This window comes from Pseudoclavibacter sp. JAI123 (genome assembly GCF_013409665.1).
Taxonomy (GTDB): domain Bacteria; phylum Actinomycetota; class Actinomycetes; order Actinomycetales; family Microbacteriaceae; genus Pseudoclavibacter.
The window spans coordinates 1868593-1890811 of record NZ_JACCCM010000001.1; the positions used below are offsets into that span (position 1 = coordinate 1868593).

19 protein-coding genes and 1 tRNA gene are annotated in these 22219 nt (G+C 68.1%); 18 read left to right on the forward strand and 2 right to left on the reverse strand.

The genetic code is table 11. The features are described 5' to 3' along the window. Positions 1–61 precede the first annotated feature (61 nt). The 16 genes from dusB to hutI all read left to right on the forward strand — a co-directional run bounded on the left by dusB (position 62) and on the right by hutI (position 18831). Positions 62–1216 carry a tRNA dihydrouridine synthase DusB gene (gene dusB, locus HDC34_RS08775; protein WP_104312095.1) on the forward strand — a complete coding sequence of 385 codons (1155 nt, stop codon included), beginning with the start codon at positions 62–64 and terminating at the stop codon, positions 1214–1216. 2 nt (positions 1217–1218) lie between these two features. Then, the gene (locus HDC34_RS08780; protein ID WP_308807291.1) at positions 1219–2517 is read left to right on the forward strand and encodes a deoxyguanosinetriphosphate triphosphohydrolase; all 1299 of its coding nucleotides are present in this window, start codon (positions 1219–1221) and stop codon (positions 2515–2517) included. Next, complete coding sequence (gene dnaG, locus HDC34_RS08785) at positions 2508–4490, forward strand: DNA primase (RefSeq protein ID WP_179556579.1); 1983 nt, start codon at positions 2508–2510, stop codon at positions 4488–4490. Before HDC34_RS08780 ends, dnaG begins: the two co-directional genes overlap by 10 nt. Before the next feature lie 83 nt (positions 4491–4573). Continuing rightward, positions 4574–5578: an ATP-binding cassette domain-containing protein gene (locus tag HDC34_RS08790; protein ID WP_104253421.1), complete on the forward strand. Its 1005-nt coding sequence runs from the start codon at positions 4574–4576 to the stop codon at positions 5576–5578. Positions 5579–5584: 6 nt separating this feature from the next. Beyond that, positions 5585–6592, forward strand: coding sequence for an NAD(P)-dependent oxidoreductase (locus tag HDC34_RS08795; RefSeq protein ID WP_179556580.1), 1008 nt, complete (start codon positions 5585–5587; stop codon positions 6590–6592). Between the two features lie 98 nt (positions 6593–6690). Next, a tRNA-Asn gene (locus tag HDC34_RS08800) sits at positions 6691–6763 on the forward strand. 374 nt (positions 6764–7137) lie between these two features. Then, positions 7138–8754 (forward strand): MFS transporter, encoded by a 1617-nt coding sequence (locus tag HDC34_RS08805; protein ID WP_257023099.1) that lies wholly within the window; start codon positions 7138–7140, stop codon positions 8752–8754. Between the two features lie 37 nt (positions 8755–8791). Continuing rightward, the gene (locus HDC34_RS08810) at positions 8792–10048 is read left to right on the forward strand and encodes an FAD-binding protein (protein WP_179556582.1); all 1257 of its coding nucleotides are present in this window, start codon (positions 8792–8794) and stop codon (positions 10046–10048) included. 149 nt (positions 10049–10197) lie between these two features. Further along, a complete protein-coding gene (locus tag HDC34_RS08815) occupies positions 10198–11316 on the forward strand; it encodes a M23 family metallopeptidase (protein WP_179556583.1) in 1119 nt (372 codons plus the stop codon). A 142-nt stretch (positions 11317–11458) separates the two neighbouring features. Continuing rightward, on the forward strand, positions 11459–12664 hold the full coding sequence (locus tag HDC34_RS08820; RefSeq protein WP_218854932.1) for a glutathionylspermidine synthase family protein: 1206 nt from the start codon (positions 11459–11461) through the stop codon (positions 12662–12664). After that, complete coding sequence (locus HDC34_RS08825; protein ID WP_179556584.1) at positions 12661–13263, forward strand: hypothetical protein; 603 nt, start codon at positions 12661–12663, stop codon at positions 13261–13263. The genes HDC34_RS08820 and HDC34_RS08825 overlap by 4 nt, the downstream gene beginning before the upstream one ends. A 39-nt stretch (positions 13264–13302) precedes the next feature. Next, positions 13303–13833 (forward strand): HutD family protein, encoded by a 531-nt coding sequence (locus HDC34_RS08830; RefSeq protein WP_179556585.1) that lies wholly within the window; start codon positions 13303–13305, stop codon positions 13831–13833. Positions 13834–13980: 147 nt separating this feature from the next. Further along, on the forward strand, positions 13981–14646 hold the full coding sequence (locus HDC34_RS08835; protein ID WP_179556586.1) for an IclR family transcriptional regulator: 666 nt from the start codon (positions 13981–13983) through the stop codon (positions 14644–14646). A 2-nt stretch (positions 14647–14648) separates the two neighbouring features. Then, the gene (gene hutU / locus HDC34_RS08840) at positions 14649–16307 is read left to right on the forward strand and encodes a urocanate hydratase (protein WP_179556587.1); all 1659 of its coding nucleotides are present in this window, start codon (positions 14649–14651) and stop codon (positions 16305–16307) included. Next, a complete protein-coding gene (locus HDC34_RS08845; protein ID WP_308807292.1) occupies positions 16304–17677 on the forward strand; it encodes a formimidoylglutamate deiminase in 1374 nt (457 codons plus the stop codon). The genes hutU and HDC34_RS08845 overlap by 4 nt, the downstream gene beginning before the upstream one ends. Further along, positions 17674–18831 carry an imidazolonepropionase gene (gene hutI, locus HDC34_RS08850; protein ID WP_179556588.1) on the forward strand — a complete coding sequence of 386 codons (1158 nt, stop codon included), beginning with the start codon at positions 17674–17676 and terminating at the stop codon, positions 18829–18831. Before HDC34_RS08845 ends, hutI begins: the two co-directional genes overlap by 4 nt. A 32-nt stretch (positions 18832–18863) precedes the next feature. On the opposite strand, the gene HDC34_RS08855 is transcribed toward hutI, so the two are convergent. Both HDC34_RS08855 and def read right to left on the reverse strand, forming a co-directional pair. Further along, positions 18864–19142, reverse strand: coding sequence for a hypothetical protein (locus tag HDC34_RS08855; protein ID WP_104312085.1), 279 nt, complete (start codon positions 19140–19142; stop codon positions 18864–18866). A 41-nt stretch (positions 19143–19183) separates the two neighbouring features. Next, entirely contained in the window at positions 19184–19759 is a 576-nt protein-coding gene (def, locus tag HDC34_RS08860) for a peptide deformylase (RefSeq protein WP_104312084.1), read from the reverse strand. Between the two features lie 65 nt (positions 19760–19824). Here def and HDC34_RS08865 point away from each other — a divergent pair, with 65 nt between their 5' ends. Next, positions 19825–20835, forward strand: a complete 1011-nt coding sequence (locus HDC34_RS08865; protein ID WP_104312083.1) for a DMT family transporter — start codon at positions 19825–19827, stop codon at positions 20833–20835. A gap of 121 nt (positions 20836–20956) precedes the next feature. Next, complete coding sequence (locus HDC34_RS08870; RefSeq protein WP_308807293.1) at positions 20957–22210, forward strand: glycosyltransferase; 1254 nt, start codon at positions 20957–20959, stop codon at positions 22208–22210. Positions 22211–22219: the final 9 nt, after the last annotated feature.

Consider the following 22219-nt stretch of genomic DNA (forward strand, 5'->3'; position numbering starts at 1 on the left):
GTCGTCGCGTTGAGGCAGCGCGCGTGCGAAAGTCGACGCGACCTGCGAGAATCGATCGGTTATGACCTTGACTGCACTCGACTCGAAGCCGCTGCGCATCGGACCCCTGGTTCTCGACGTTCCGGTGGTACTGGCGCCTATGGCTGGCATCACGAACTCCGCCTTCCGACGCCTGTGCCGTGAGTACGGCGCCGGCCTCTACGTCTCCGAGATGATCACGTCCCGTGCGCTCGTCGAGCGCACGCCCGTGACCATGCGGCTCATCGAGCATCACGAGTCGGAAGACACCAGGAGCATCCAGCTCTACGGCGTCGACCCCAAGACGGTGCGCGAGGCCGTCACGATGCTCGTCGCGGAGGACCGCGCGGACCACATCGACCTCAACTTCGGGTGCCCGGTGCCGAAGGTCACCAAGCGTGGCGGCGGGGCTGCGCTTCCCTGGAAGACGTCCCTGTTCCGCTCCATCGTGGAGGGCGCCGCCGAGGCGGCGGGCGACATCCCCCTGACCATCAAGATGCGCAAGGGCATCGACGATGAGCACCTCACGTACCTCGAGGCCGGTCGCATCGCCGAGGGCGCCGGCGTCGCCGCCGTCGCGCTTCACGGGCGCACCGCCTCGCAGTTCTACTCCGGTCAGGCGGACTGGGACGCCATCGGGAAGCTCAAGGAGACCGTCACGAGCGTCCCGGTCCTCGGGAACGGCGACATCTGGGCGGGCGAGGATGCGCTGCGCATGATGGAGCAGACCGGATGCGACGGGGTCGTGGTCGGCCGCGGCTGCCTCGGCAGGCCGTGGCTGTTCGGCGACCTCGCGGCTGCCTTCCGGGGTGAGACGACTCGCATCCAGCCGACCCTCGGGGGCGTCGGGGACGCCATCCGTCGGCACACCGAGCTGCTCGCGGAGTTCCACCAGGAGGAAGCAAGGGCGTGCCGGGAGATGCGCAAGCACATGGCGTGGTACCTGAAGGGCTACCCGGTGGGTTCCGACATCCGCTCCGGGTTGGCTCTCATGTCGACGCTCGAGGAGCTCGACGGGCTTCTCGCCCAGCTGGACCGCGACCAGCCGTACCCGGGTCGGGACGCGGAAGGACCGCGGGGGCGAGCGGGAACGCCGAAGCGCCCGTCGCTGCCAGACCGCTGGCTCGAGTCACGAGAGCTGAACGACGACCAGAAGGCGAACATCTCCGCGGCCGAGCTCTCGCACTCGGGAGGCTGAGGGTGTCGCTTCCTCCAGAGCCGATCGACCGCAGCCCGTACGGCGACCACGACCGGGAGCGGTTCCTGCCCGAGCATCACGAGAACCGTCGGCGGTCGACGTTCGCCCGCGACCGGGCGCGCCTCGTCCACTCGAGCGCGCTGCGTCGGCTGGCCGCGAAGACCCAGGTGCTGTCGCCGACCGCTGGCATCGATGCCGCCCGGAACCGGCTGACCCACTCGCTCGAGGTCGCGCAGGTGGGGCGGGAGATCGCCGGCACGCTCGAGCTCGACCCGGACATCGTCGACACCGCCTGTCTCGCCCACGACCTGGGGCATCCGCCGTTCGGTCACAACGGGGAGAAGGCGCTCAACGAGTGGGCGCGGGACATCGGCGGCTTCGAGGGCAATGCGCAGACGCTGCGCATCGTCGCACGGCTCGAGCCCAAGGTGTTCGGCCCAGACGGGCAGCACTACGGGTTGAACCTGACGCGCGCGAGCCTCGACGCCAGCTGCAAGTACCCGTGGACGCGCGAGGTCGGCGCGGAACGCGGTACCGGCAAGTTCGGCGTGTACGCGGATGACCGTGCGGTCTTCGACTGGGTGCGGCAAGGCGCTCCGGAGTCGCAGACGAGCATCGAGGCGCAGGTCATGGACCTGAGCGACGACATCGCGTACTCGGTCCACGACCTCGAGGATGCGATCGTCGAGTCGTTCGTGTCGCTCCCGGAGCTCGATGACCCCGCGAACAGGCCGGCGATCCTCTTCGCCGCCTCCGACTGGTCCGGATCGAAGTTCACGGAAGAGGAGCTCGACGAGGCGTTCGTGCGACTGCAGCTGCAGCCGTACTGGATGCGCGAGTGCGACGCCTCGAGGCAGGCCCAGGCGGGTCTCAAGAACCTGACATCGCAGCTCATCGGACGGTTCGCGAAGGCTGCGACGGCGGCGACGTGGGCGGCGCAACCGGGGGAGTCGCTCATCCGGTACCGCGCCTCGCTGGTCGTGCCGCGCGAGATCCGCGCTGAGATCGCGCTGCTGAAGGGCATCGTCGCGGGCTTCGTCATGTCGCTGGATGCGCGTCGCCCCATCTACGAGCATCAGCGGAAGATCCTGGTGGAGCTCGCCGAGATGTTCTGGCAGACCGGGGACCAGCACCTCGATGCGGCCTTCGCGGCCGATTTTCGGGCCGCGGACGACGACACGGCGCGCAAGCGGGTCGTTGTCGACCAGGTCGCCAACCTGACCGACAAGGGCGCTCTCGTCTGGCACGACCGGCTCGCTGCGGCGTCGGAGGTGCCGTCTAGGGTGGCTTCATGGCACTGATCCGCAAGAGCGATATCGAGGAGGTTCGCTCTCGCACGGACATCTCCGAGATCGTGGGTGACCACGTCACGCTCAAGAACGCGGGTATCGGTTCCAAGAAGGGGCTCTGCCCGTTCCACGACGAGCGCACGCCGAGCTTCCATGTGCGTCCGCAGCTGGGCTACTACCACTGCTTCGGCTGCGGCGAATCGGGCGACGTCTTCACGTTCCTGCAGAAGATCGACCACGTCTCGTTCTCGGAGGCCGTGGAACGCCTGGCCGGCCGGCTCGGCTACGCGCTGACCTACGAGGACGGCGGGCACGCCCCAGACCATTCGAAGCGTCTGCGCCTTCTCCAGGCGCACACTGCGGCCGAGACCTACTACCGCGAGCAGCTGCAGGCTCCGGGTGCCGAGGCGGCCCGGGAGTTCCTCGGGGGTCGCGGGTTCGACCCGAACGCGGCGGCGATGTTCGGCGTCGGGTACGCCCCGCAAGGCTGGGACTCGCTGTCGAAGCACCTGACGGGGCTCGGTTTCACGCTGCCGGAGCTCAAGGAGTCGGGCCTGCTCTCGACCAACGAGCGCGGGTCCAGCTATGACCGCTTCCGCGGGCGCGTGATGTGGCCCATCCGGGACACTTCGGGGCAGACCGTCGGGTTTGGCGCGCGCAAGCTCTACGACGACGACAAGGGGCCGAAGTACCTCAATACGCCGGAGTCGCCGATCTACCACAAGGCCCAGGTGCTGTACGGGCTCGACGTCGCGAAGCGCGAGATCGCGAAGCAGCACAAGGTCGTCGTCGTCGAGGGATACACGGACGTCATGGCCGCGCACCTCGCGGGAGTGCCGACTGCGGTCGCGACCTGCGGGACGTCCTTCGGCGTCGATCACATCAAGGTGCTGCGCCGGATCATGGATGATGAGTCGGCCGGTGGACAGGTGATCTTCACGTTCGACCCGGATGAGGCGGGCAAGAAGGCTGCGATGCGTGCGTTCGCTGAGGAGCAGCGCTTCGTGGCTCAGACGTTCGTCGCGGTGGCGCGCGACGGTCTCGACCCCTGCGACCTGCGTCTCGCGCGTGGTGACGCCGCTGTGCGGGATCTCGTCGACCATCCAACGCCGATGTACGAGTTCGTCATCGCCCAGCAGCTGCTCGGCCACGACCTCGACACGGTTGAGGGGCGAGTCGCGGCGTTGCGTCAGGCCGCGCCGGTTGTGGCGGGCATCCGGGACCCTGCGATGCGCCCCGGGTACTCGCGACGACTTGCGAAGATGCTCGGCATCGATCTGGTGCAGGTGGAGCAGGCCGTGCGGGCGGCGCGGGGGACGAGCAAGAACGCGCCCCGGCGACTGGCGGAGACCCGTGCGCCGGTTCGAGCGGCCGACCAGCGGTCCCGGGTCCCGGCGCAGCGTGGGCCAGCCCCCGGTCAGTTCGAGGAGGAGCCGCCGTTCCCGGATGGGGAGGGCTATGACTTTCCGCCGGACGCCAGCGACTTCGGCGGCGGTGCGGTGCGCGCGGTTCGGATGAGCGATCTGCCGAATGACCCGGTGACGCGCCTGGAGAGGGACACGCTCATGGCGGTGCTGCAGCACCCCAGGCGTCTGTCGGACGAGCGGTTCCAGCAGGTCATGGCGGCTGGTTTCACCAACGCGTCGCTCTCGACGGTGCGCGACGGGATCGTCGCGACGCGCGACTCTCTTGGGTCGATGGAGTGGATCACCCGCATCGGCGAGGAGGTTCCGCAGGCCTTCACGACCCTCGTCACCGAGTTGGCGATGGCCTCGATTCCGGCGGGGAACAAGGATGAGCAGATCGACCTCTACGTTCGCTCGCTGAGCGCCTCTCTGGTCGAGCGCGACCTGCTGCGCAGGAAGGCCGAGCTGCTCGGAGCGCTGCAGCGAACAGATGGCAGGACGGAGCCGGACCGGTTCCGCTCCCTCAACGAACAGCTCGTGTCCATCGAGAATCAGAAGCGCGAGCTGCGCGAGGGCTAGGCTCGCACGGTGAGCCCGGAGCGGCGGAGGACGCGCTTCGCCAGCGTTCCGGTGGGCTCGGAGAACAAAAGGGGAGACCAGGCATGGCAACCAGTGCAGATCATCAGCGGGCCGTCGTCGCCGACGACCTGTCGATCTCCTACATCGAGCACGGGTCGAATCGGAAGCACGAGGCGGTCAGCGGCATCTCGTTCGAGCTCGAGCCCGGCGAGATCCTCGGCGTCGTCGGTACCGCGGGGTCAGGTAAGTCGGCGTTGGGTCGCATCCTCTCCGGCCGCCGCAGGCCTGGCAAGGGGGAGTGGCCGTTCATCACGGGCGGCACGCTGGAGGTGGTCGGCATGGACCTGCGCCACCCGTCGCGGCTCGACCGTCGTCGCATCGACCTCGACATCGGCTACCTGGCTCAGGACTCCGGCGACCAGCTCCGCAACGACCTGACGGTCGCCGAGAACATCGCCGAGCCGATCCTGTCACGCGACCGGACGTTCGATCGGAAGCGTCTCGGGCGCGCGGCGGCGATGCTGATCGACGCGGTCGACCTCGAGCTGGGCATGCTGGGGAAGTTCCCGTTCGAGCTGTCACGGGGCCAGCGGCAGCGTGTGGCGTTCGCGCAGGCGCTCATCGTGGAACCGAGTGTGCTGGTGGTCGACGAGCCGGCGCAGGGGGTCGACATCATCGCGAGGCCGGCGCTCTTCAGTCTGCTGGAGCGCATCAACGTGGCGCGCAACTGCACGATGATCCTCCTGAGCCATGACCTTCGCGCAATCGAGCGGCTCACGAAGAACGTGCTTGTCCTCGACCGCGGCTTCGTGCTGGCTCGCGGTACGATCGACGAGGTCCTCACCGACCCGCATCACGCGTACCTGAAGCGGATGCGCGAGGCGCGGGAGTACGCGCTCACGCCGCTGCCTGGCCTCGTCGAGCGTGAGACGCTCGCCGCCATGGATCTGGTCGCGGACGGCCTGTTCGGCGACCCTGACCCCGAGCAGCTGGGCGCGGATGCTGAGCGTTCCGCCCGCGAGCAGCTCGTCTCCCAGCGCGCTGAGTTCGCGCGTTTCCACACCGATGACGCCGACGAGAAGGAGTAGCAGCGGATGAGCGCAGGCAGCGGGCAGGTTCAGCACCAAGCGCGGCTGGCGGAGGAATCGACGCTGTTGGAGGGCGATGCGAGACCGGAGTCCGGCGCCATCACCCTGCTTCCTGTGAGCCACGCCGAGCCGTTCAGGGAGGCCGTCGTCGCCGGCGACGGGCGGCTTGTCGACCTCGGGCCCGAGACGCGGGGGATCGTCTACCTGTCGGCATCCAAGGTCCAGGGGCTCATCGACGCGCTCGAGGCCAACCCGCAGGTGACCTGGGTGCAGTTGCCCTTCGCTGGCATCGACAACTTCGCTGCCAAGCTGAAGCCGCATGCGGAGCGTGGTGTGCTCTTCACCTCCGCGAAGGGCGCGTACGCGGAGCCCGTCGCCGAGCACGCGCTGGCGCTGACGCTGGCGCTGCTGCGCGAGTTCCCGCGGCGGCTCGCTGCGCGCACGTGGGAGAAGAAGACGGGAACCTCGCTGTACGGCAAGCACGTGGTGATCGTCGGGGCGGGCGGCATCGCGCTCGAGCTCCTCGACCTGCTGAAGCCCTTCCGCGTGACGACGACGATCGTCCGAGCGCGGGACCTGCCGGTCGATGGCGCGACGCGGACGGTCACGGCGGATCGCTTCGACGAGGTCCTGCCAGAGGCCGACGCTGTCATCCTTGCCGCGGCGGCCACGGACGGGACGCGGGGGCTCATCAACGAGGCGCGCCTCCGAGCCATGAAGGAGTCGGCGGTGCTCGTCAACATCGCGCGGGGGCCGCTCGTCGACCTGGGGGCTCTCCAGGCGGCTTTGGAGGAGTCGTGGATCGCGGGGGCCGGGATCGACGTGACGTCGCCGGAGCCGCTGCCGGACGGGCATCCGCTGTGGACCACGCCGCGCCTCATCATCACGCCGCACTCGGCGGATACCCCCGAGATGGTGCGGCCGCTGCTGCAGGAGCGCGTGCGTCAGAACGTCGATGCCTTCGTGTCGACGGGGCGTTTTGTGGGCGTCGCTGACCCCGTGCGAGGTTACTGAGTCCCGCCCCGACGCGGGGTCGGAGAGACTCCCGCGACACGCCAGCCGCTCGATTTCGCATTCGGTCGAAGGTGTTGCTATTCTCTTCGAGTTGCCAATCCCTGATAGCTCAATTGGCAGAGCAGCCGGCTGTTAACCGGCAGGTTGATGGTTCGAGTCCATCTCAGGGAGCAAACGGAAAAGCCGCGGGACCTTCCTTCAGAGAAGGCCTGCGGCTTTTCGCTTCGCTGGCAGGCTGCCAGGGCGCCGAGGGGAGCCGTCGCTGGCGCCCCGGGCCCTCCGTTCATCAGGCCCGGTGCATCCGCCCCGGCGCTTCCGCATCGCTGCCAGCCGAATGGCCCTTCTAAACTCCCCAAAGGGGCCATTTGACTGGCAGTGACGACGGCTGAGCGACACTGGGTGTATCGACATGGCTGACGCCGGCGTGAGTCCGCGCTGCTCCGTGCTGCTCCTCCGCGCCTTTTCGCCGCTGTCCTTGGGGTCGCTCTGCGCCTAGTGTGAGACCTGCTCGTTTCGCTGGACTTCGCTGTCTTCTGGAGGGCTTGATGTCGGTCAGATCGGTATCCGCGTCGGCGTCGGCGTCCGCGTGGGCACCGATGGCGATCACGGCGTTTCGCGTGCTGTGGTTCGCGCAGCTCGGCAGCAACATCGGCACCTGGATGCAGACGGTCGGGGCGCAGTGGTACCTCGTCGAGGCTGCCGCAGGTGCAACGGTCATCGCGCTCGTGCAGACCGCGAGCCTCGCCCCGGCGATGCTTTTCTCGCTTCCGGCGGGTGTGCTCGCCGATTCTCTCGACCGCCGCAAGCTGCTCATCTGGGGCTCAGCCGCCAGCGCGCTGATCGCCACAGGACTGACGGTGATCGCCCTCTTCGACGGGCTCACGCCGTGGACGATACTGGGGTTCACCTTCCTCCTCGGCATCACGTCGACCCTGACGTCTCCCGCATGGCAGGCGATTCAGCCCGAACTCGTGCCGCGGGAGCTGATCGGCGCGTCCTCAGCGCTCGGCGGTGTCACGGTCAACGGGGCCCGCGCCGTTGGGCCTGCTCTCGCGGGCGTAGTGCTCTCCATCGCGGGAGCACCGGTGGTGTTCGGCATCAACGCACTGAGTTTCGTCGCCGCCATCGTCGCCCTCTGGTGGTGGAAGAGGCCGCCCCAGGAGGGGCTTGAGGACCGTGAAGCGTTCGGACCGGCCCTGCGCGCCGGCGTGCGCTACGTCGCATCCGCTGGCCTCGTGCGGCGCATCCTTCTGCGGTCAGCACTGTTCGCGCTTCCCGCCAGCGCATTGTGGGCGCTCCTGCCAGTCACCGCCACACGCCTCGGGCTCGACTCCAGCGGGTACGGATTCCTGCTCGGAGCCCTGGGCCTCGGAGCGGTCCTCGGGATCTTCGTCCTCCCGTTCGCCCGAGCGCACCTGTCGGACAATGTCGTCATCGCAGCCAGCGCCGTCCTGTTCGCGGCCGGTGCAGTCGCCGCCGCGGTGCTGCCGTTCGGCGTGATGCTGGTGCTGCTCGTCCTGGCCGGCCTTGCCTGGATCGGCACCTTGACGGTGCTGAACGCCGCCCTGCAGCTCACACTCCCGCAGTGGGTGCGCTCGCGTGGCGCGTCGGTCTACATCCTCGTCTTCATGGGAACGATGGCGATCGGGTCGTTCGTCTGGGGCATCGTGGCGCAGCTCATCGGGACGGCAGCCGCACTTGGCGCTTCGGCCGTGCTGCTGCTGCTCGTGGCGGCCAGTGTCCGACTGCTTCCGCTGCTGCCAGGTACGGGCACAGTCGACCGCACCATCTCCCTGACTTGGGCGACCCCCATGCTCGTGTTCGAGCCCGACCCTGCAGACGGGCCCGTCCTGGTGCAGATCTCCTACACGGTCCGTCCGGGGGCGCTTCGAGAGTTCCGCGCTGCCATGCGCCTCGTCGAGGGCTCGCGCCGCCGCACGGGCGGTTCTCGCTGGGGCCTGTACCGCAGCGGTGAGGACGAGGATGTGCAGCTCGAGTCGTTCGTCGTCCCGTCCTGGGGCGAGCACCGACGGCAGGAGACGCAGCGCCTCACGGGTCGCGATCGCGAGATCCGGGCTGCGGCGCTCGCCGTCTGCGACGGCGAGCCGGTCGAGCGGCATTACTTCGCGAATGGGGATCCGCAGTCGCACGGGTCCCCATGAGACTATCCACCATGGAAGCCACGAGGACGCGCAGTCGATGACGACACCCAGTGCTGGTCAGCATTGGACGAACTGGGCCGGGTCGCTGACCTACACGGCTCGCGAGATCGTGGCGCCGAGATCGATCGCAGAGGCAGCGAGCGTCGTGGCGGAAGCGGACCAGGTGCATGCGCTCGGCACACGACACTCCTTCAGCGATGTCGCTGATGCCGCGGGCGTGCTCATCGACCTCAGCCGCCTTCCACTGGACCTCGTCATCGATGAGCAGGCAGGAACCGCGTCGATGAGTGCGGCGGTGTCGTACGGTCTCGTCGCCCCGGAGATCGATCGGGCAGGCTTCGCGCTGCACAACGAGGGTTCGCTGCCGCACATCTCCGTCGGCGGGGCGACTGCGACGGGCACTCACGGTTCGGGCACGGCACTCGGTTCCCTCAGCACAGCCGTGCGGTCGTTGGAGATCCTGGGCCCTGACGGCTCGCTGCGAAGGCTGACGCGAGACTCGCCTGCCTTCGACGGCTCCGTACTGCACCTCGGCCTGCTCGGGGTCATCACCAGGGTGACGCTCGACCTCGAGCCGAGCTACCGAATGCGCCAGGACGCCTACGGGCCGATGCGCTGGGACACCTACCTCGAATGGCTCCCTCAGATTCATGACTCCGCGTACTCGGTCAGCGCGTTAACGACATTCGACGGAACCGTGAGCGAGGTGCTCGTGAAGACACGAATTCCGGATGGGGCGGAGAATACGGAGGTTGCTGGCACCCTTTATGGCGCTCCGCTGCTCGCCGCAGATCCGGGTGGGGCGTCTCACACGGCTCGCGACGGAACGGCGGGTCCATGGTGGGATCGGCTTCCGCACTTCCCGGTCCACGCCGCACCCAGCGTCGGATCCGAGCTCCAGAGCGAGCACTTCGTGCCGCTCCGACACGCGGCCTCGGCTCTCGAGGCCGTCCGGGCAGCTGCGCCGCGCCTCCAGCCGCTCCTGCACGTGTGCGAGCTGCGGACCATGGCAGGCGACAACCTCTGGCTCAGTCCGAGCCAGGGCGAGGTCGTCCTCTGCATCGCCTTCACCTGGAAGAAGCTCGCTGAGCCCGTCTCGGCCCTGCTCGCCGAACTCGAGAGGAAGCTCCTGCCGTTCGATGCGCGGCCGCACTGGGGCAAGCTCAGTCTGCTCGATAGCACTGAGATCGCGGCGCTCTACCCGTTGCTCCCGGAGTTCCGCGAGCTGGCATCCGGTATCGACCCGAACCGCAAGTTCTCCTCGTCCTTCGGCACGCGAGTGCTCGATATCTGAATGGCTCGTGGAAAGGCTTTCTCGGATTCGCCGAATGCGGTCTGAATGCCCTTTCAAGCGGGAGAACCGGAAATCAGCCCTTCCCTATTCGAAGAAGGCTCCTTAGACTCGGACACGTTGCCCCGAAGCACCAATCGCAGGAGACTCCTTTGCCGAAGTCGTCCATCGCTCCGTCAGAACCTCACCTCAACGTTCCTGGCCGCCGCGCCCGTCGCGCGCGGGAGCGCCGACGTGCCAGGCTCCTCGCCGTGCCGGTTGTCGCGGCGACGCTCGGGCTGATCGCGGCCGCCTCCATCGGCGCCGCCGCCGTGACGGGTGCCGTGGACGACGGACAGTCGACCGTTCCGGTCGTGAGCTCCGAGAAGACGGACGGGGTCACGTACACGGTCTCGGGGAGCGTTCCAGGACAGCTCATCGGAACGCGCGATCTGCCCGTGGTGCAGAACGCGGCTGCCGTCGCTCCCGACGGCACGGCATCGCCCGGCGTCCAGTGGCCGGTGGACATGAGCGTCGTGAGCATCTCCGACGGGTTCGGCCCACGCAATTCCCCGTGCTCCGGATGCTCCTCGAATCACCGCGGCCTCGATCTCGCTGGGCCGCAGGGGACGCGGGTCGGCAGCATCGCGAACGGGATCGTCATCGAGTCCGTCCCGACAGACAGCGCCGGACTCGGCGCCCACGTGGTCGTCGAGCACCGGATCGACGGCTTGCAGGTGCGGTCCGTGTACGCCCACTTCGTGGCCGGGTCCCCAGCGGTGAAGGTCGGCGACCAGGTCAAGACGGGGCAGCTGGTCGGTCTCCTCGGCAACACCGGCGCATCCACCGGGCCGCACCTCCACCTGGAGACTATCGTCGACGGGGCCCACGTCGACCCCCAGAAGTTCCTCAACAAGTACGCGGACGGTGTCGCAGTCGACATCTTCGGCGAGGTCCCGACGTGGAATCCGCCGACTGGTGACCCAGACGAGAAGGACTACTGGGAGCAGAACGAGGACACACGCGTGCCACCGCCGGACGCCGTGCCTGACACGACCCTGCCTGCGGCCACCCCTCCGGCGTCGACGCCGCCGAAGGGCACCAGCACACCGACGGCACCGCCGACGCAGAGCAGCTCTCCGACACCTCCGCCGCCTTCGACGACACCGAGCGGAGAGCCCGAGACGGCGAGCCCCGAACCCTCGCAGTCTGCGAACCCGACACCGCCGAGCTCCTCGACGGAGACGAAGACCGAGTCAACCTCCGAGACAACGAGCACACCGAAGTCCTGAGCCAGCGCTCACCCCGGGCAGCAGCCTGACCGCCCTCGCGCGGTGTTCTCCGAGGATTCTCGATGCGCAGCCCTAATGTAGCTGTGGTGGACCGCTCGAGCGGTCCCCGGCGTGAGCCGAGAGCAGCGAGGATGGGCCGACTTTGATCCGCACGTACAGTGCTCCGCGAGCCGATTGGCGAGCGCGCTTCGACTCCATCGGCTTCACGTTCTACGACATGGAGTCGGAGGGTGGTCGACCGTACTGGCAGGAGGAAGCCGCCTACGGCTTCTCCGGCGCCGAGATCGACGACTTCGAGCAGGCGACCGCCGAGCTCTTCCGCCTCTGCATGGAGGCTTGCGAGCGCATCGTCCGTGACCGTCGCTTCGAGGAGTTCGGCATCCCGGTTGAGCTGTGGGACCTGGTCGAGAAGTCCTGGGACGAGGACGACCCGACGGTCTACGGACGCTTCGATCTCGCCTACGACGGAGCCGGCACGATCAAGCTGCTCGAGTTCAACGCGGATACCCCCACGTCGCTCGTGGAATCCGCAGCTGCGCAGTGGCAGTGGCTCGTGGAGACCAGAGGTGAGCGCGCCGACCAGTTCAACCTCCTCCACGAGCTGCTCGTCGAGCAATGGGTGCACATCCGCATGCAGCGGTGGTTCCTGCCGCAGGGAGCCCGACTGCACCTGGCCTCCCTGCACGATGACGGCGACGGGCAGCTGATCGTCGAAGACGCGGATACGGTGAGCTACATGGCCGAGACGGCGCGTCTCGCCGGCTTCGACGTCAAGCAGATCTACATGGAGGACGTCCAGTTCGACGAGGCCTCGCACGGATTCGTCGACGGCGACGGGGAGCGGATCGACCGCATCTTCAAGCTCTACCCCTGGGAGTGGATGGTGCGCGAGGAGTTCGCGACGTACTTCCCGACGACACGCGCGACGACGGCCTGGGTCGAGCCGATCTGGAAGATGCTGCTCTCCAACAAGCAGCTGCTGGTCGTGCTGTGGGAGCTCTTCCCCGACCACCCGCTGCTGCTGGCCGCCTACGCGACACCCGAGCGGCTCCGCGGGCGCTCGTATGTCGAGAAGCCGAAGCTGGGGCGCGAAGGCGCCAACGTCACGATCTACGATCTCGTCGGGCGCAAGACCGCCGAGAACGGCGGCGACTACGGGGAAGAGGGCTTCGTCTACCAGGAGCGTGCTCGGCTGGCGAACATCGACGGGAAGACCGTCATCATCGGTTCGTGGGTCGTGGGCGAGACACCAGCCGGCATCGACGTGCGCGAGACGAGCGGCCCGATCACGGGCGACCTTGCCGAGTTCGTACCCCACTACATCAGCGATCGCGAGGAGCGGCCATGACCTACGAACCGAAGCTGCGGCGCAGCACCGGCGTCACCCTCTCGGGGATCACGCGTCCCTCGACCACCAAGACGGTGGGAGCTATGGGGGTCGCCACCGCGATGATGTTCCTCGCGGGTTGCAGCACGGTGCCCGACGAGGGCATCGTCGTCGAGGGTGCTGACGGGGAGAACTATGTGCTGCCCGAGGGAGCTGAGCGTCCCACGTACACGTCGAAAGAGGACTGCCTCGCCGACGTGAACGAGCAGATCCAGCTCCTCGAGCAGGAAGGTGAGCAGGTGGAAGGCGACGCCGAGTCGCTCTGCGAGTCGTCGAGCAGCTACGGAACGCACTACAGCTCCGCGCTGTGGCTCGGACCGGTGCTGTTCGCCTCATCGCGCTGGAACAGCACGCGCGTGAGCTCCTGGGCGCCGGTCACCTCCGGAGGCTTCGCGGCGCCCGGCTCGGCCGCCCACTCGGATGTGGCGCAGCGTGCTCCGGCGGGGGCGACCGTCGGGTCGCGGGCCCCGTTGAAGAACGGGTTCGGCTCGACCGGGAAGTCGGGTTTCGGTTCGACGGTCAAAGGCAAGGCCGGGGGAGGCAGCTCGACCGGGGGCTGACCCAAGGCCCGTCCCGGCCGGGCGCAGCAGAATGGATGCATGACCGCTGCGCGTGTACTTCGTTACGACGACCTCGAGCCGATGCCCTGGCGCAACGGACAAGGCGTGACGCGGACGCTGCGGGCCATGTCGGATGGCGGGGGATGGGCGCTGAGCATCGCAACGATCGAGGGCCCGGCTGCGTTCTCCGTCATCCCGAGCACACAGCGGGTGCAGCTCGCCATCGATGCGGTGCGTCTCGAGATCGATGGCGACGAGGTGCGGTTGAACAGCGGAGAGCAGGTGCGCTTCACCGGTGAGCAGCGCGTGACCGGAGCATCCGCCGCCGTGTCTTCGCGGGTGCTGAACCTCATGTATGCCGATGGCGCGCCGGAACTCCGGCTCGTCGTCGCACGGACCGTGCCGCAGATTCCCCGAGCGGCCGAGGCAGTGGTCGTTCTGGCCGGGTCGCTCGAAACGGGAGACGAGACGTTGGGCCCCCTCGACTCGGTCCTCTTCTCGGGGTCGCCAGATCATTCGCGCGACTTCGCTGGTCGGGGGGTGTTCGCGGTCGTTCTCCCGCGCAGCTGAGCGCGGTTGGGGCAGAACACCAACCCGGGTCGCCCGAATCCAACACGCCTCTTGCCATGCATTGACATCTCCGTTTTACTGAGTGCAACAAGGCCGACGGGCATCACGACGTCGGCAACCGCGCCCGCCTGCGACGAGGGAGTCACGTTGGCCGAATCATCGACGCGGACCGTCGAACGAGCACTGAACCTCCTCGCGTCCGTCTGCGAGCGGGACGGCCTGAGCCTGGCGGAAAGCGCGCGCCTCGCCGACCTCTCGCCGAGCACCTCCCTTCGGCTCCTTCGAACGTTGGAATCGGCCGGATTCGTGAGCCGCGACGACCAAGGAGACTTCCGCGCGGGGAGTCGCATGGTCCAGCTCGGAGCGCGAGCCCTCTCGAACGACAACCTCGCGCAGCTCTCTGCGCCCGCAATGAGGCTCCTCGCGGAGAAGACCGGCGAGTCGGTCTACCTGTGCGTCGAGGGCCATGCGGAGCAGGCGCTGTACATCGCCATCCACGAGGGCACGCACTCGGTGCGCCATATGAACTGGGTCGGACGCACCATCCCCCTCGACGGGTCCGCGTCCGGCCAGGTCCTTCGCGGCGAGACCCCGCCGCTCGGCTACGTGACGGTCGAGCGCGGCATCGAGCCGGACGTCACCGCGATCGCAGCTCCGGTGGAGCTCCATGATCGCGTGCTCGGTTCGGTGAGTCTGCTGGTGCCGAGCTACCGAGTCACGCCGAGCAGAGCGGCCCGCTTCGGCGAGCTGCTCACCGACGCCGCGGCGAGCATCGAGCGAAGCCTCGGCACACCACCGCAGGAAGGGATCTGAACATGAACACGCACAAGAACATCAGGGCAGCACGCGGCACGAAGCTGACCGCGAAGAGCTGGCAGACCGAGGCACCGCTTCGCATGCTCATGAACAACCTCGACCCCGAAGTGGCCGAGCATCCAGAGAGCCTCGTCGTCTACGGCGGCACGGGCAGAGCCGCACGCAGCTGGGAGGCGTACGACGCCATCGTTCGCACGCTCACGACACTCGAAGACGACGAGACGCTCCTCGTCCAGTCTGGAAAGCCGGTCGGCGTCTTCCGCACACACGAGTGGGCTCCTCGCGTGCTGATCGCGAACTCGAACCTCGTCGGAGACTGGGCCAACTGGCCTGAGTTCCGGCGCCTCGAGGCAGCTGGCCTCACGATGTACGGGCAGATGACGGCGGGATCCTGGATCTACATCGGCACGCAAGGGATCCTCCAGGGGACCTACGAGACGTTCGCCGCCGCCGCCGAGAAACGCTTCGGCGGGACGCTCGCGGGGACCCTCACGCTCACGGGCGGCGCTGGAGGCATGGGAGGCGCGCAACCCCTTGCCGTCACGATGAACGAGGGCGTCGTCCTCATCGTGGATGTCGACGCCAGCCGCCTCGAGCGGCGAGTCCAGCACGGCTACCTCGACGAGATGACACACGACCTCGACGACGCCATCGAGCGTGTGCTCGCCGCGAAGGAAGCCCGCCAGCCTCGCTCCGTGGGCGTCGTCGGCAACGCGGCGACGATCTTTCCGCTGCTCCTCGAGCGCGGCGTCGCGATCGACATGGTCACCGACCAGACGAGCGCGCACGACCCACTCGCCTACCTCCCCGAGGGGGTGGGCGTTGAGGAGTGGAAGGCCGAGGCCGGGCGAGACCCGGTCGGCTTCACCGAGCGAGCCCGTGCGTCCATGGCCAAGCAGGTCAAGGCGATGGTCGAGTTCCAGGATGCCGGGGCCGAGGTCTTCGACTACGGCAATTCGATTCGCGCGGAGGCGAGACTCGGCGGCTACGAGCGGGCGTTCGATTTTCCTGGATTCGTGCCAGCCCACATCCGCCCCCAGTTCGAGGAGGGGCGCGGCCCGTTCCGGTGGGCGGCGCTCTCCGGCGACCCCGCCGACATCGCCGTGACGGACCGCGCGATCCTCGAGCTGTTCCCGGATGACGAGCGCCTGCACCGCTGGGTGAAGGCCGCGGGGGAGAAGGTGCGCTTCGAGGGTCTGCCTGCGCGCATCTGCTGGCTCGGCTACAAGGAGCGTCATCTGGCCGGACTCAGGTTCAACGAGATGGTCGCGTCCGGCGAGCTCTCCGCGCCCGTCGTGATCGGCCGGGACCACCTTGACTCCGGCTCGGTCGCCTCGCCCTACCGCGAGACCGAGTCGATGAACGACGGTTCGGATGCCATCGCCGACTGGCCCCTGCTGAACGCCCTGCTGAACACCGCCTCCGGCGCAACCTGGGTGTCGCTGCACCACGGCGGCGGCGTCGGGATCGGCAGATCGATCCACTCGGGCCAGGTCATCGTCGCCGACGGCACGGATCTCGCGGCGCAGAAGATCGAACGCGTCCTCACCAACGACCCAGGCACGGGAGTCATGCGCCACGTGGATGCCGGCTACGAGCACGCCGCCGACATCGCGAGGGAGCGCGGACTGCGCGTCCCGATGTGGGAGGGCGAGTGACCGATCGTCGGACCGCGCTCCGGCTGCTCGACGAAGGCTGGATCTGGGCCGACACACTCGTGCGGGGTGCGGACACGGTGCGGTCCGTGCGACTCAAGAACGAAGCGGGCGTGCTGGTCGACGAGCAGGTGGGCGTGCGCGCGCAGGACGACGACCTCGTGCTCGGCACCGCCTTCCCCGCGTTCGGCAACGCCCACTCGCACGTCTTCCACCGCCTGCTGCGGGGGCGCACACACGCAGACGGTGGCACCTTCTGGTCGTGGCGAGACAAGATGTACGCCGTGGCGGGTGCGCTCGAGCCACACGCCTTCGAGCGCATCGCCGCCGCAGGTTTCACCGAGATGGTCGCCAACGGATGGGGGGCTGTCGGGGAATTCCACTACGTGCACCACCGCGCGGATGGCGAGTCATACCCTGACCACGACATGGAGTTGGCGCTCGCCAACGCCGCACGGACAGCGGGCATCCGCCTGACACTGCTCGACACCTGCTACCTGACGGGGTCCATCGGAGCGGACCTCTCGCCCGAGCAGCGGAGGTTCGGAGACGCGGACGCAGAGCGCTGGCTCGAGCGGTGGTTCCGTCTGCGAAGCCGCCTCGCATCCACACACCCCGAAGTCCTCCTGGGAGCGGCGATCCACTCGGTTCGGGCTGTCCCAGCCGACGCGATCGCCAGCATCGTCCGAGGGCTCCCGACCGACGTGCCACTCCACATCCACCTCTCAGAGCAGGCCGCGGAGAACGAGCAGAGCCTGACGGCCTACGGTCGGACGCCGGCGAACGTGCTCGCGGATGCCGGTGCCCTCTCAAGCCGCCTGAGCGTTGTGCACGCGACGCATCTGACCGACGACGACATCACGGTGCTCGGGGAGACCGGGGTGCACGCCGTGTTCTGCCCGACCACGGAAGCAGACCTCGGCGACGGCATCGGCCCGGCCACCGAACTGGTCGCAGCCGGCGCACGTCTGGCCGTCGGGTCCGACCAGAACGCGGTGGTCGACCCGCTGCTCGAGCTGCGCGGCCTCGAAGCAGGGGAGCGACTTCGCTCCCAGACCCGAGGCAGGTTCTCACCGCAGGAGCTGCTGACGATCGGCACGCAAGGCGGGTACTCCTCGCTCGGCGTCCCAGCGCCCGGCGCGGTCGGCGGTCCATTCGACTTCGTCGAGGTGGACTCGTCCTCGGTCCGCACGGCAGGCTCGATGCCGCCTCAGCTGCTGCTCGCCGGGACAGGGAGCGACGTGGTCCGAACGATCGTGGGCGGGCGCGTCGTCTACGACCGCGGCAGGGACGGGCCGCGGCTTGCACACGCAGTCGCCGAGCTCGCGCGCTTCGCCGCCGATCCGGCGTCACGATCCGAAGGAGCCTCATGACCTCGACCGTGTTCACGAACATCGGCGAACTCACGACCAACGGCGACGATGGCGTGCTGAGCGATGCCGCCCTCGTCATCGACGGTGACCGGGTTGCGTGGATCGGTCCGACCATGCGGGCGCCCGCGGCAGACCGCCGTGTCGACGTCGGCGGCCGTGCCGTGCTTCCGGGCTGGGTCGACTCGCACACGCACCTCGCGTTCGCCGGAGACCGTTCGACCGAGTTCGCGGCACGCATGGCGGGGGAGGCGTACGCGGCCGGCGGCATCAGGGTGTCAGTCGAGCGAACTCGTGCCGCCAGCAGTGAGGAGCTGCGGGCGCTCATGGCCGAGCGCGTCCGCGCAGCCAATGTCGGAGGCACGACCTGGCTTGAGACGAAGACCGGGTATGGGCTCGACGTCGAGACCGAGGAGCGCTCCGCCCGCCTTGCGGCCGAGATCTCCGACGACGTCACCTACCTCGGCGCCCACGTCGTCCCGGCGGGGTGGCATGCCGACGACTACGTGGGGCTCGTCACGGGCCCGATGCTCGACGCCGTCCGCCCGTACGTGAAATGGATGGACGTGTTCTGCGAGCGCGGCGCGTTCGATGAGGAGCAATCGCGTGCTGTGCTGCAGGCGGGCCGTGATGCAGGGCTGGGTCTGCGTGTCCACGGCAACCAGCTCGGTCCGGGCCCCGGGGTGAAGCTCGCCGTTGAGCTGGGGGCCGCGAGCGTCGACCACTGCAACTTCCTCGACGACGAAGACATCGACCTGCTCGGGGCATCGGCCACCGTCGCCACGCTGCTGCCGGCGTGCGACCTGTCGACACGGCAGCCGTTCCCACCGGCAAGGGCCCTGCTCGACGCGGGCTCGACGGTAGCCCTGGCGAGCAACTGCAACCCGGGCACCTCGTACACGACCTCGATGGCGTTCTGTGTCACCACCGCCGTGCTGCAGATGCGGATGACCGTGGAGGAGGCGGTCTGGTCCGCCACGATGGGCGGGGCGATCGCGCTCCGGAGACACGAGGGTGAACTGCCCGTCGGCGCGCTGGTGCCAGGCTCTCGTGCGGATCTCCAGGTGCTGGACGCGCCCTCGGTCACGCACCTCGCCTACCGCCCGGGCATGCAGCTCACCCACTCTGTCTGGCAGGCCGGGCAGCGCATCGTGTGAGATCGCGGCGCCTCGACGACGTCGCGGGTGGATCACTCCCACCGCAGCACCAGCCGCCAGCCGTCCGGGTCCCTTCGCAGGTCGAAGAGGGAAGCCTCGCCGTCGGAGCCATCACGTTTCGCGCTGACGCGCCAGAACTCGGTGTCGAGGCGAGACGGGTCACCCTCGCCCGTCCACCACCGTTGCTGCACGCGTCGGTAGAACGCCTGCGGCAGACCGTGCACGACGTAGGCGAAACGCTCCCACCAGAAGACGGACGGGAGCTCGTCGACGAGTTCGACCTCGATGGGGTCGTTCAGCGCTGTGGTCATGTCGGAACCCTCGCAGGAGCCACCGACATTGACCGGCGGGGTCAGCCCTCGAGGTCGTCGACCCCAGGCAGCCAGCTCTTGCCGGGCCCGCCCCAGCTTCGCTTGCGCATGACCTTGAACGCGTCCTTGTACCAGGGGTGCTCCAGACGATCCGCGTAGATGACGCCGTTGAGGTGGTCGAACTCGTGCTGCAGGATGCGCGCGAACCAGCCTTCTGCCTCGATCTCGTACTGCTCGCCCTCGAGATCGGACGCACGCAGGAGCGCACGCTCCGATCGTCGCAATGGGTAGCGCTCGCCGGGGAACGAGAGGCACCCCTCGGATTCGAGCTCGTCGTCCAGCTCCAGCAGCGACTCAGGTGCGGCGGGAGTCACGTACAGCTCCGGGTTGATGGCGACACCGCGATGCATGGTCCCGTCGGCGTCCTCGTACGAGTACACGAAGAGGCGCTTGCCGACGCCGACCTGCGGGCCTGCGAGGCCGACACCCGGCGCTGCATCCATCGTCTCGAACATGTCCGAGACGAGTTCACGGATCTCGTCGGTGATGTCGCCCACCGGGGCTGCGGGCTCGTGGAGGACGGGCTCGCCGTAGATGCGAATTGGGAGAGTTGTCATCCCATCAGCGTATCTTCGCGCCAACCTCCCTCTCTGACTCGCGCCGCCCAATAGGATTGCCCATCATGACCATCGCACCCCTCAGTGATCTGGCAGTGCTCCCGGGGCTCAGTCCGGTCCAGATGATCGGCATCCCGCTCGCTCTCATAGGCGCGGTGTTCCTGTCGCTCGGCGCCATGTACCAGCACCGCGGAGTGAGCAAGGTCGAGGCAGCGAGCGGCACGAGCGGTGCTGCGGGGCTGAACCTGAAGCACCTGCTCGCCCTCCTGAGCCGCCCCTCCTGGGTGATCGGCACGGTCATGCTCGGGCTGGCAGTCGTGATGCAGCTGTCCTCGTTCGTGTTCTCGCCGATCATCGTGGTGCAGCCGCTCGGCGTCGTCTCGCTGCTCCTGACGACACTGCTCACAGCTCGCGCCATCAGGCAACGACTGCCGAACGTGAAGATCTTCGCGGTGGCGCTCTGCATCATCGGCGTCGGCGCCTTCGTCACGGTCGCGGCGCTCTTCGCGAAGGAGCGCGCGATCTCAGACGAGCAGGTCGCCACCGTCCTCGTGCTGCTCGCCGTGGTCGTCGTGGTCTTCGGCACCGCCTTCTTCTTCCTGCGCAAGCGGTTCAAGGCGCTCATCTACGTTCTTGGCGCCGGAGTGATCTACGGCTTCGTCGCGACGCTCGCGAAGATCACCATCAACCGCATCCAGCACGACAACTTCGAATGGCTCACGCTCATCTGCCTCGTCGCGCTGCTCGTCGCCACGGGGGTGGGCGGCTACTTCGTCCAAAACGCCTACGCCTCGGGACCGCCGGACATGGTCATCGCCGGCCTCACCGTCATCGACCCGATCATCGCCGTCGGCATCGCCATCGCCGTGCTCGGCGAGGCGAACGCGGCGCCCTGGTACGCCTTCCTCATGTTCGTCGTCTCGGGCGCCATCGCCGTCACGGGCGTGTTCGTGCTCGAACGTGGGCAGACGGATGCGGAGGTCGAGGCCGTGCGTCGAAATGCCGTCGAAGGTCGTGGCACGCAGGACCCCCAAGGGCACCACCACGACTCGGAGGCCCGAGTCATCGAGCAATAGCAGCGCCCCAGCGTGTGCTGAAGCCCCCTCGCGGAGCGCGGCCAGTAGCATGACGTGAGATTCCGCGAGCGACGACCACACCCTGTCGCGAGCCCCCAGACGAGATCGAGGTCACCACCCCGTGCCGAATGAAGGTCACTCAAGCAGCACCCCCGCCGTCGCAGCTGACGGCGAGCGGCCGCTCAAGATCCTGATCGCAGGGGACACCTTCACGCCCAACGTCAACGGCGCCGCGAAGTTCACCGAGCACCTCGCTTCCGGCATGGCGGCCAGGGGGCACGACGTGCACGTCATGGTGCCCGCCGCCAGCCGCCGCCACGGAACCTGGACCGAGCAGTACGACGGGCAGAACATCACCGCTCACCGCCTCCGCTCGCACCGGTGGTGGGCCCACGACTGGCTGCGCTACGCACCCCCGTGGCGCATCCGCTCCGAGTCGCAGCGGGTCGTCGACGAGGTGCGTCCCGACGTCGTCCACTTCCAGTCGGCGGTCATCATCGGCCGCGGGGTGGCGATCGAGGCGGAGAAACGCGGCATCCGCATCATCGGCACGAACCACCTGATGATCGAGAACCTCGTCGACCACTCCCTGCTGCCGCAGGCTCTGCGTGGCCTCGCGGCCAGGATCTGGTGGAACGACGCTCGCTCGACGCTCGGGCGCGCGACGGCGATCACGACCCCGACGCGGCGTGCCGCCGACTTCCTGGAGGCAAACGGGGGGATCTCCGACGTGCTCGCGATCTCGTGCGGCATCCGGACCTCCGACTACGCCTTCGACTTCTCGGCGCGAGAAGCCAAACGCATCCTCTTCGTCGGCCGTGTGACGGGCGAGAAGAAGATCGACGTGCTCTTGCGCGCGCTCACTCTGCTGCCCCCTGACGTGCAGCTCGACATCGTCGGTGGTGGAGACCAGAAGAAGAATCTTCAGTCGCTCGCCAAGCAGCTTGGTCTCGCCGATCGGGTCACGTTCCACGGCTATCTGAGCGACCAGGAGCTTCGTCGCATGTACACGCGCGCCTCGGTGTTCGCGATGCCGTCGATCGCCGAACTGCAGTCGATCGCGACCATGGAGGCGATGGCCTCCGGCCTGCCGGTTGTCGCAGCCGACGCCATGGCGCTTCCGCACCTCGTGCACGACGGCGAGAACGGCTTCCTCTTCGAGCCGAACAACGAGCGTGACCTCGCGGACAAGCTCGCGAAGGTGCTGTCGCTCTCGGACGCCGAGCGTGAGGAGATGGGGAGGACGGGTCTCGACCTCGTTCGTATGCACGACATCGACCGCACGCTCGAGCTCTTCGAGCGCCTCTACCGGGGCGCCTCCGTCAAGGACGTCGCCCGTGACTCGGTGAACGAGCAGGACCACTCGCTCGACTGACCGCTCGGG

Bases quoted from the DNA above. Each gene is read 5' to 3' on its own strand.
- dusB (WP_104312095.1), top strand. From the start codon at position 62: ATGACCTTGACTGCACTCGACTCGAAGCCGCTGCGCATCGGACCCCTG.
- dnaG (WP_179556579.1), top strand. From the start codon at position 2,508: ATGGCACTGATCCGCAAGAGCGATATCGAGGAGGTTCGCTCTCGCACG.
- HDC34_RS08790 (WP_104253421.1), top strand. From the start codon at position 4,574: ATGGCAACCAGTGCAGATCATCAGCGGGCCGTCGTCGCCGACGACCTG.
- HDC34_RS08795 (WP_179556580.1), top strand. From the start codon at position 5,585: ATGAGCGCAGGCAGCGGGCAGGTTCAGCACCAAGCGCGGCTGGCGGAG.
- HDC34_RS08805 (WP_257023099.1), top strand. From the start codon at position 7,138: ATGTCGGTCAGATCGGTATCCGCGTCGGCGTCGGCGTCCGCGTGGGCA.
- HDC34_RS08810 (WP_179556582.1), top strand. From the start codon at position 8,792: ATGACGACACCCAGTGCTGGTCAGCATTGGACGAACTGGGCCGGGTCG.
- HDC34_RS08825 (WP_179556584.1), top strand. From the start codon at position 12,661: ATGACCTACGAACCGAAGCTGCGGCGCAGCACCGGCGTCACCCTCTCG.
- HDC34_RS08830 (WP_179556585.1), top strand. From the start codon at position 13,303: ATGACCGCTGCGCGTGTACTTCGTTACGACGACCTCGAGCCGATGCCC.
- hutU (WP_179556587.1), top strand. From the start codon at position 14,649: ATGAACACGCACAAGAACATCAGGGCAGCACGCGGCACGAAGCTGACC.
- hutI (WP_179556588.1), top strand. From the start codon at position 17,674: ATGACCTCGACCGTGTTCACGAACATCGGCGAACTCACGACCAACGGC.
- HDC34_RS08855 (WP_104312085.1), bottom strand. From the start codon at position 19,142: ATGACCACAGCGCTGAACGACCCCATCGAGGTCGAACTCGTCGACGAG.
- def (WP_104312084.1), bottom strand. From the start codon at position 19,759: ATGACAACTCTCCCAATTCGCATCTACGGCGAGCCCGTCCTCCACGAG.
- HDC34_RS08865 (WP_104312083.1), top strand. From the start codon at position 19,825: ATGACCATCGCACCCCTCAGTGATCTGGCAGTGCTCCCGGGGCTCAGT.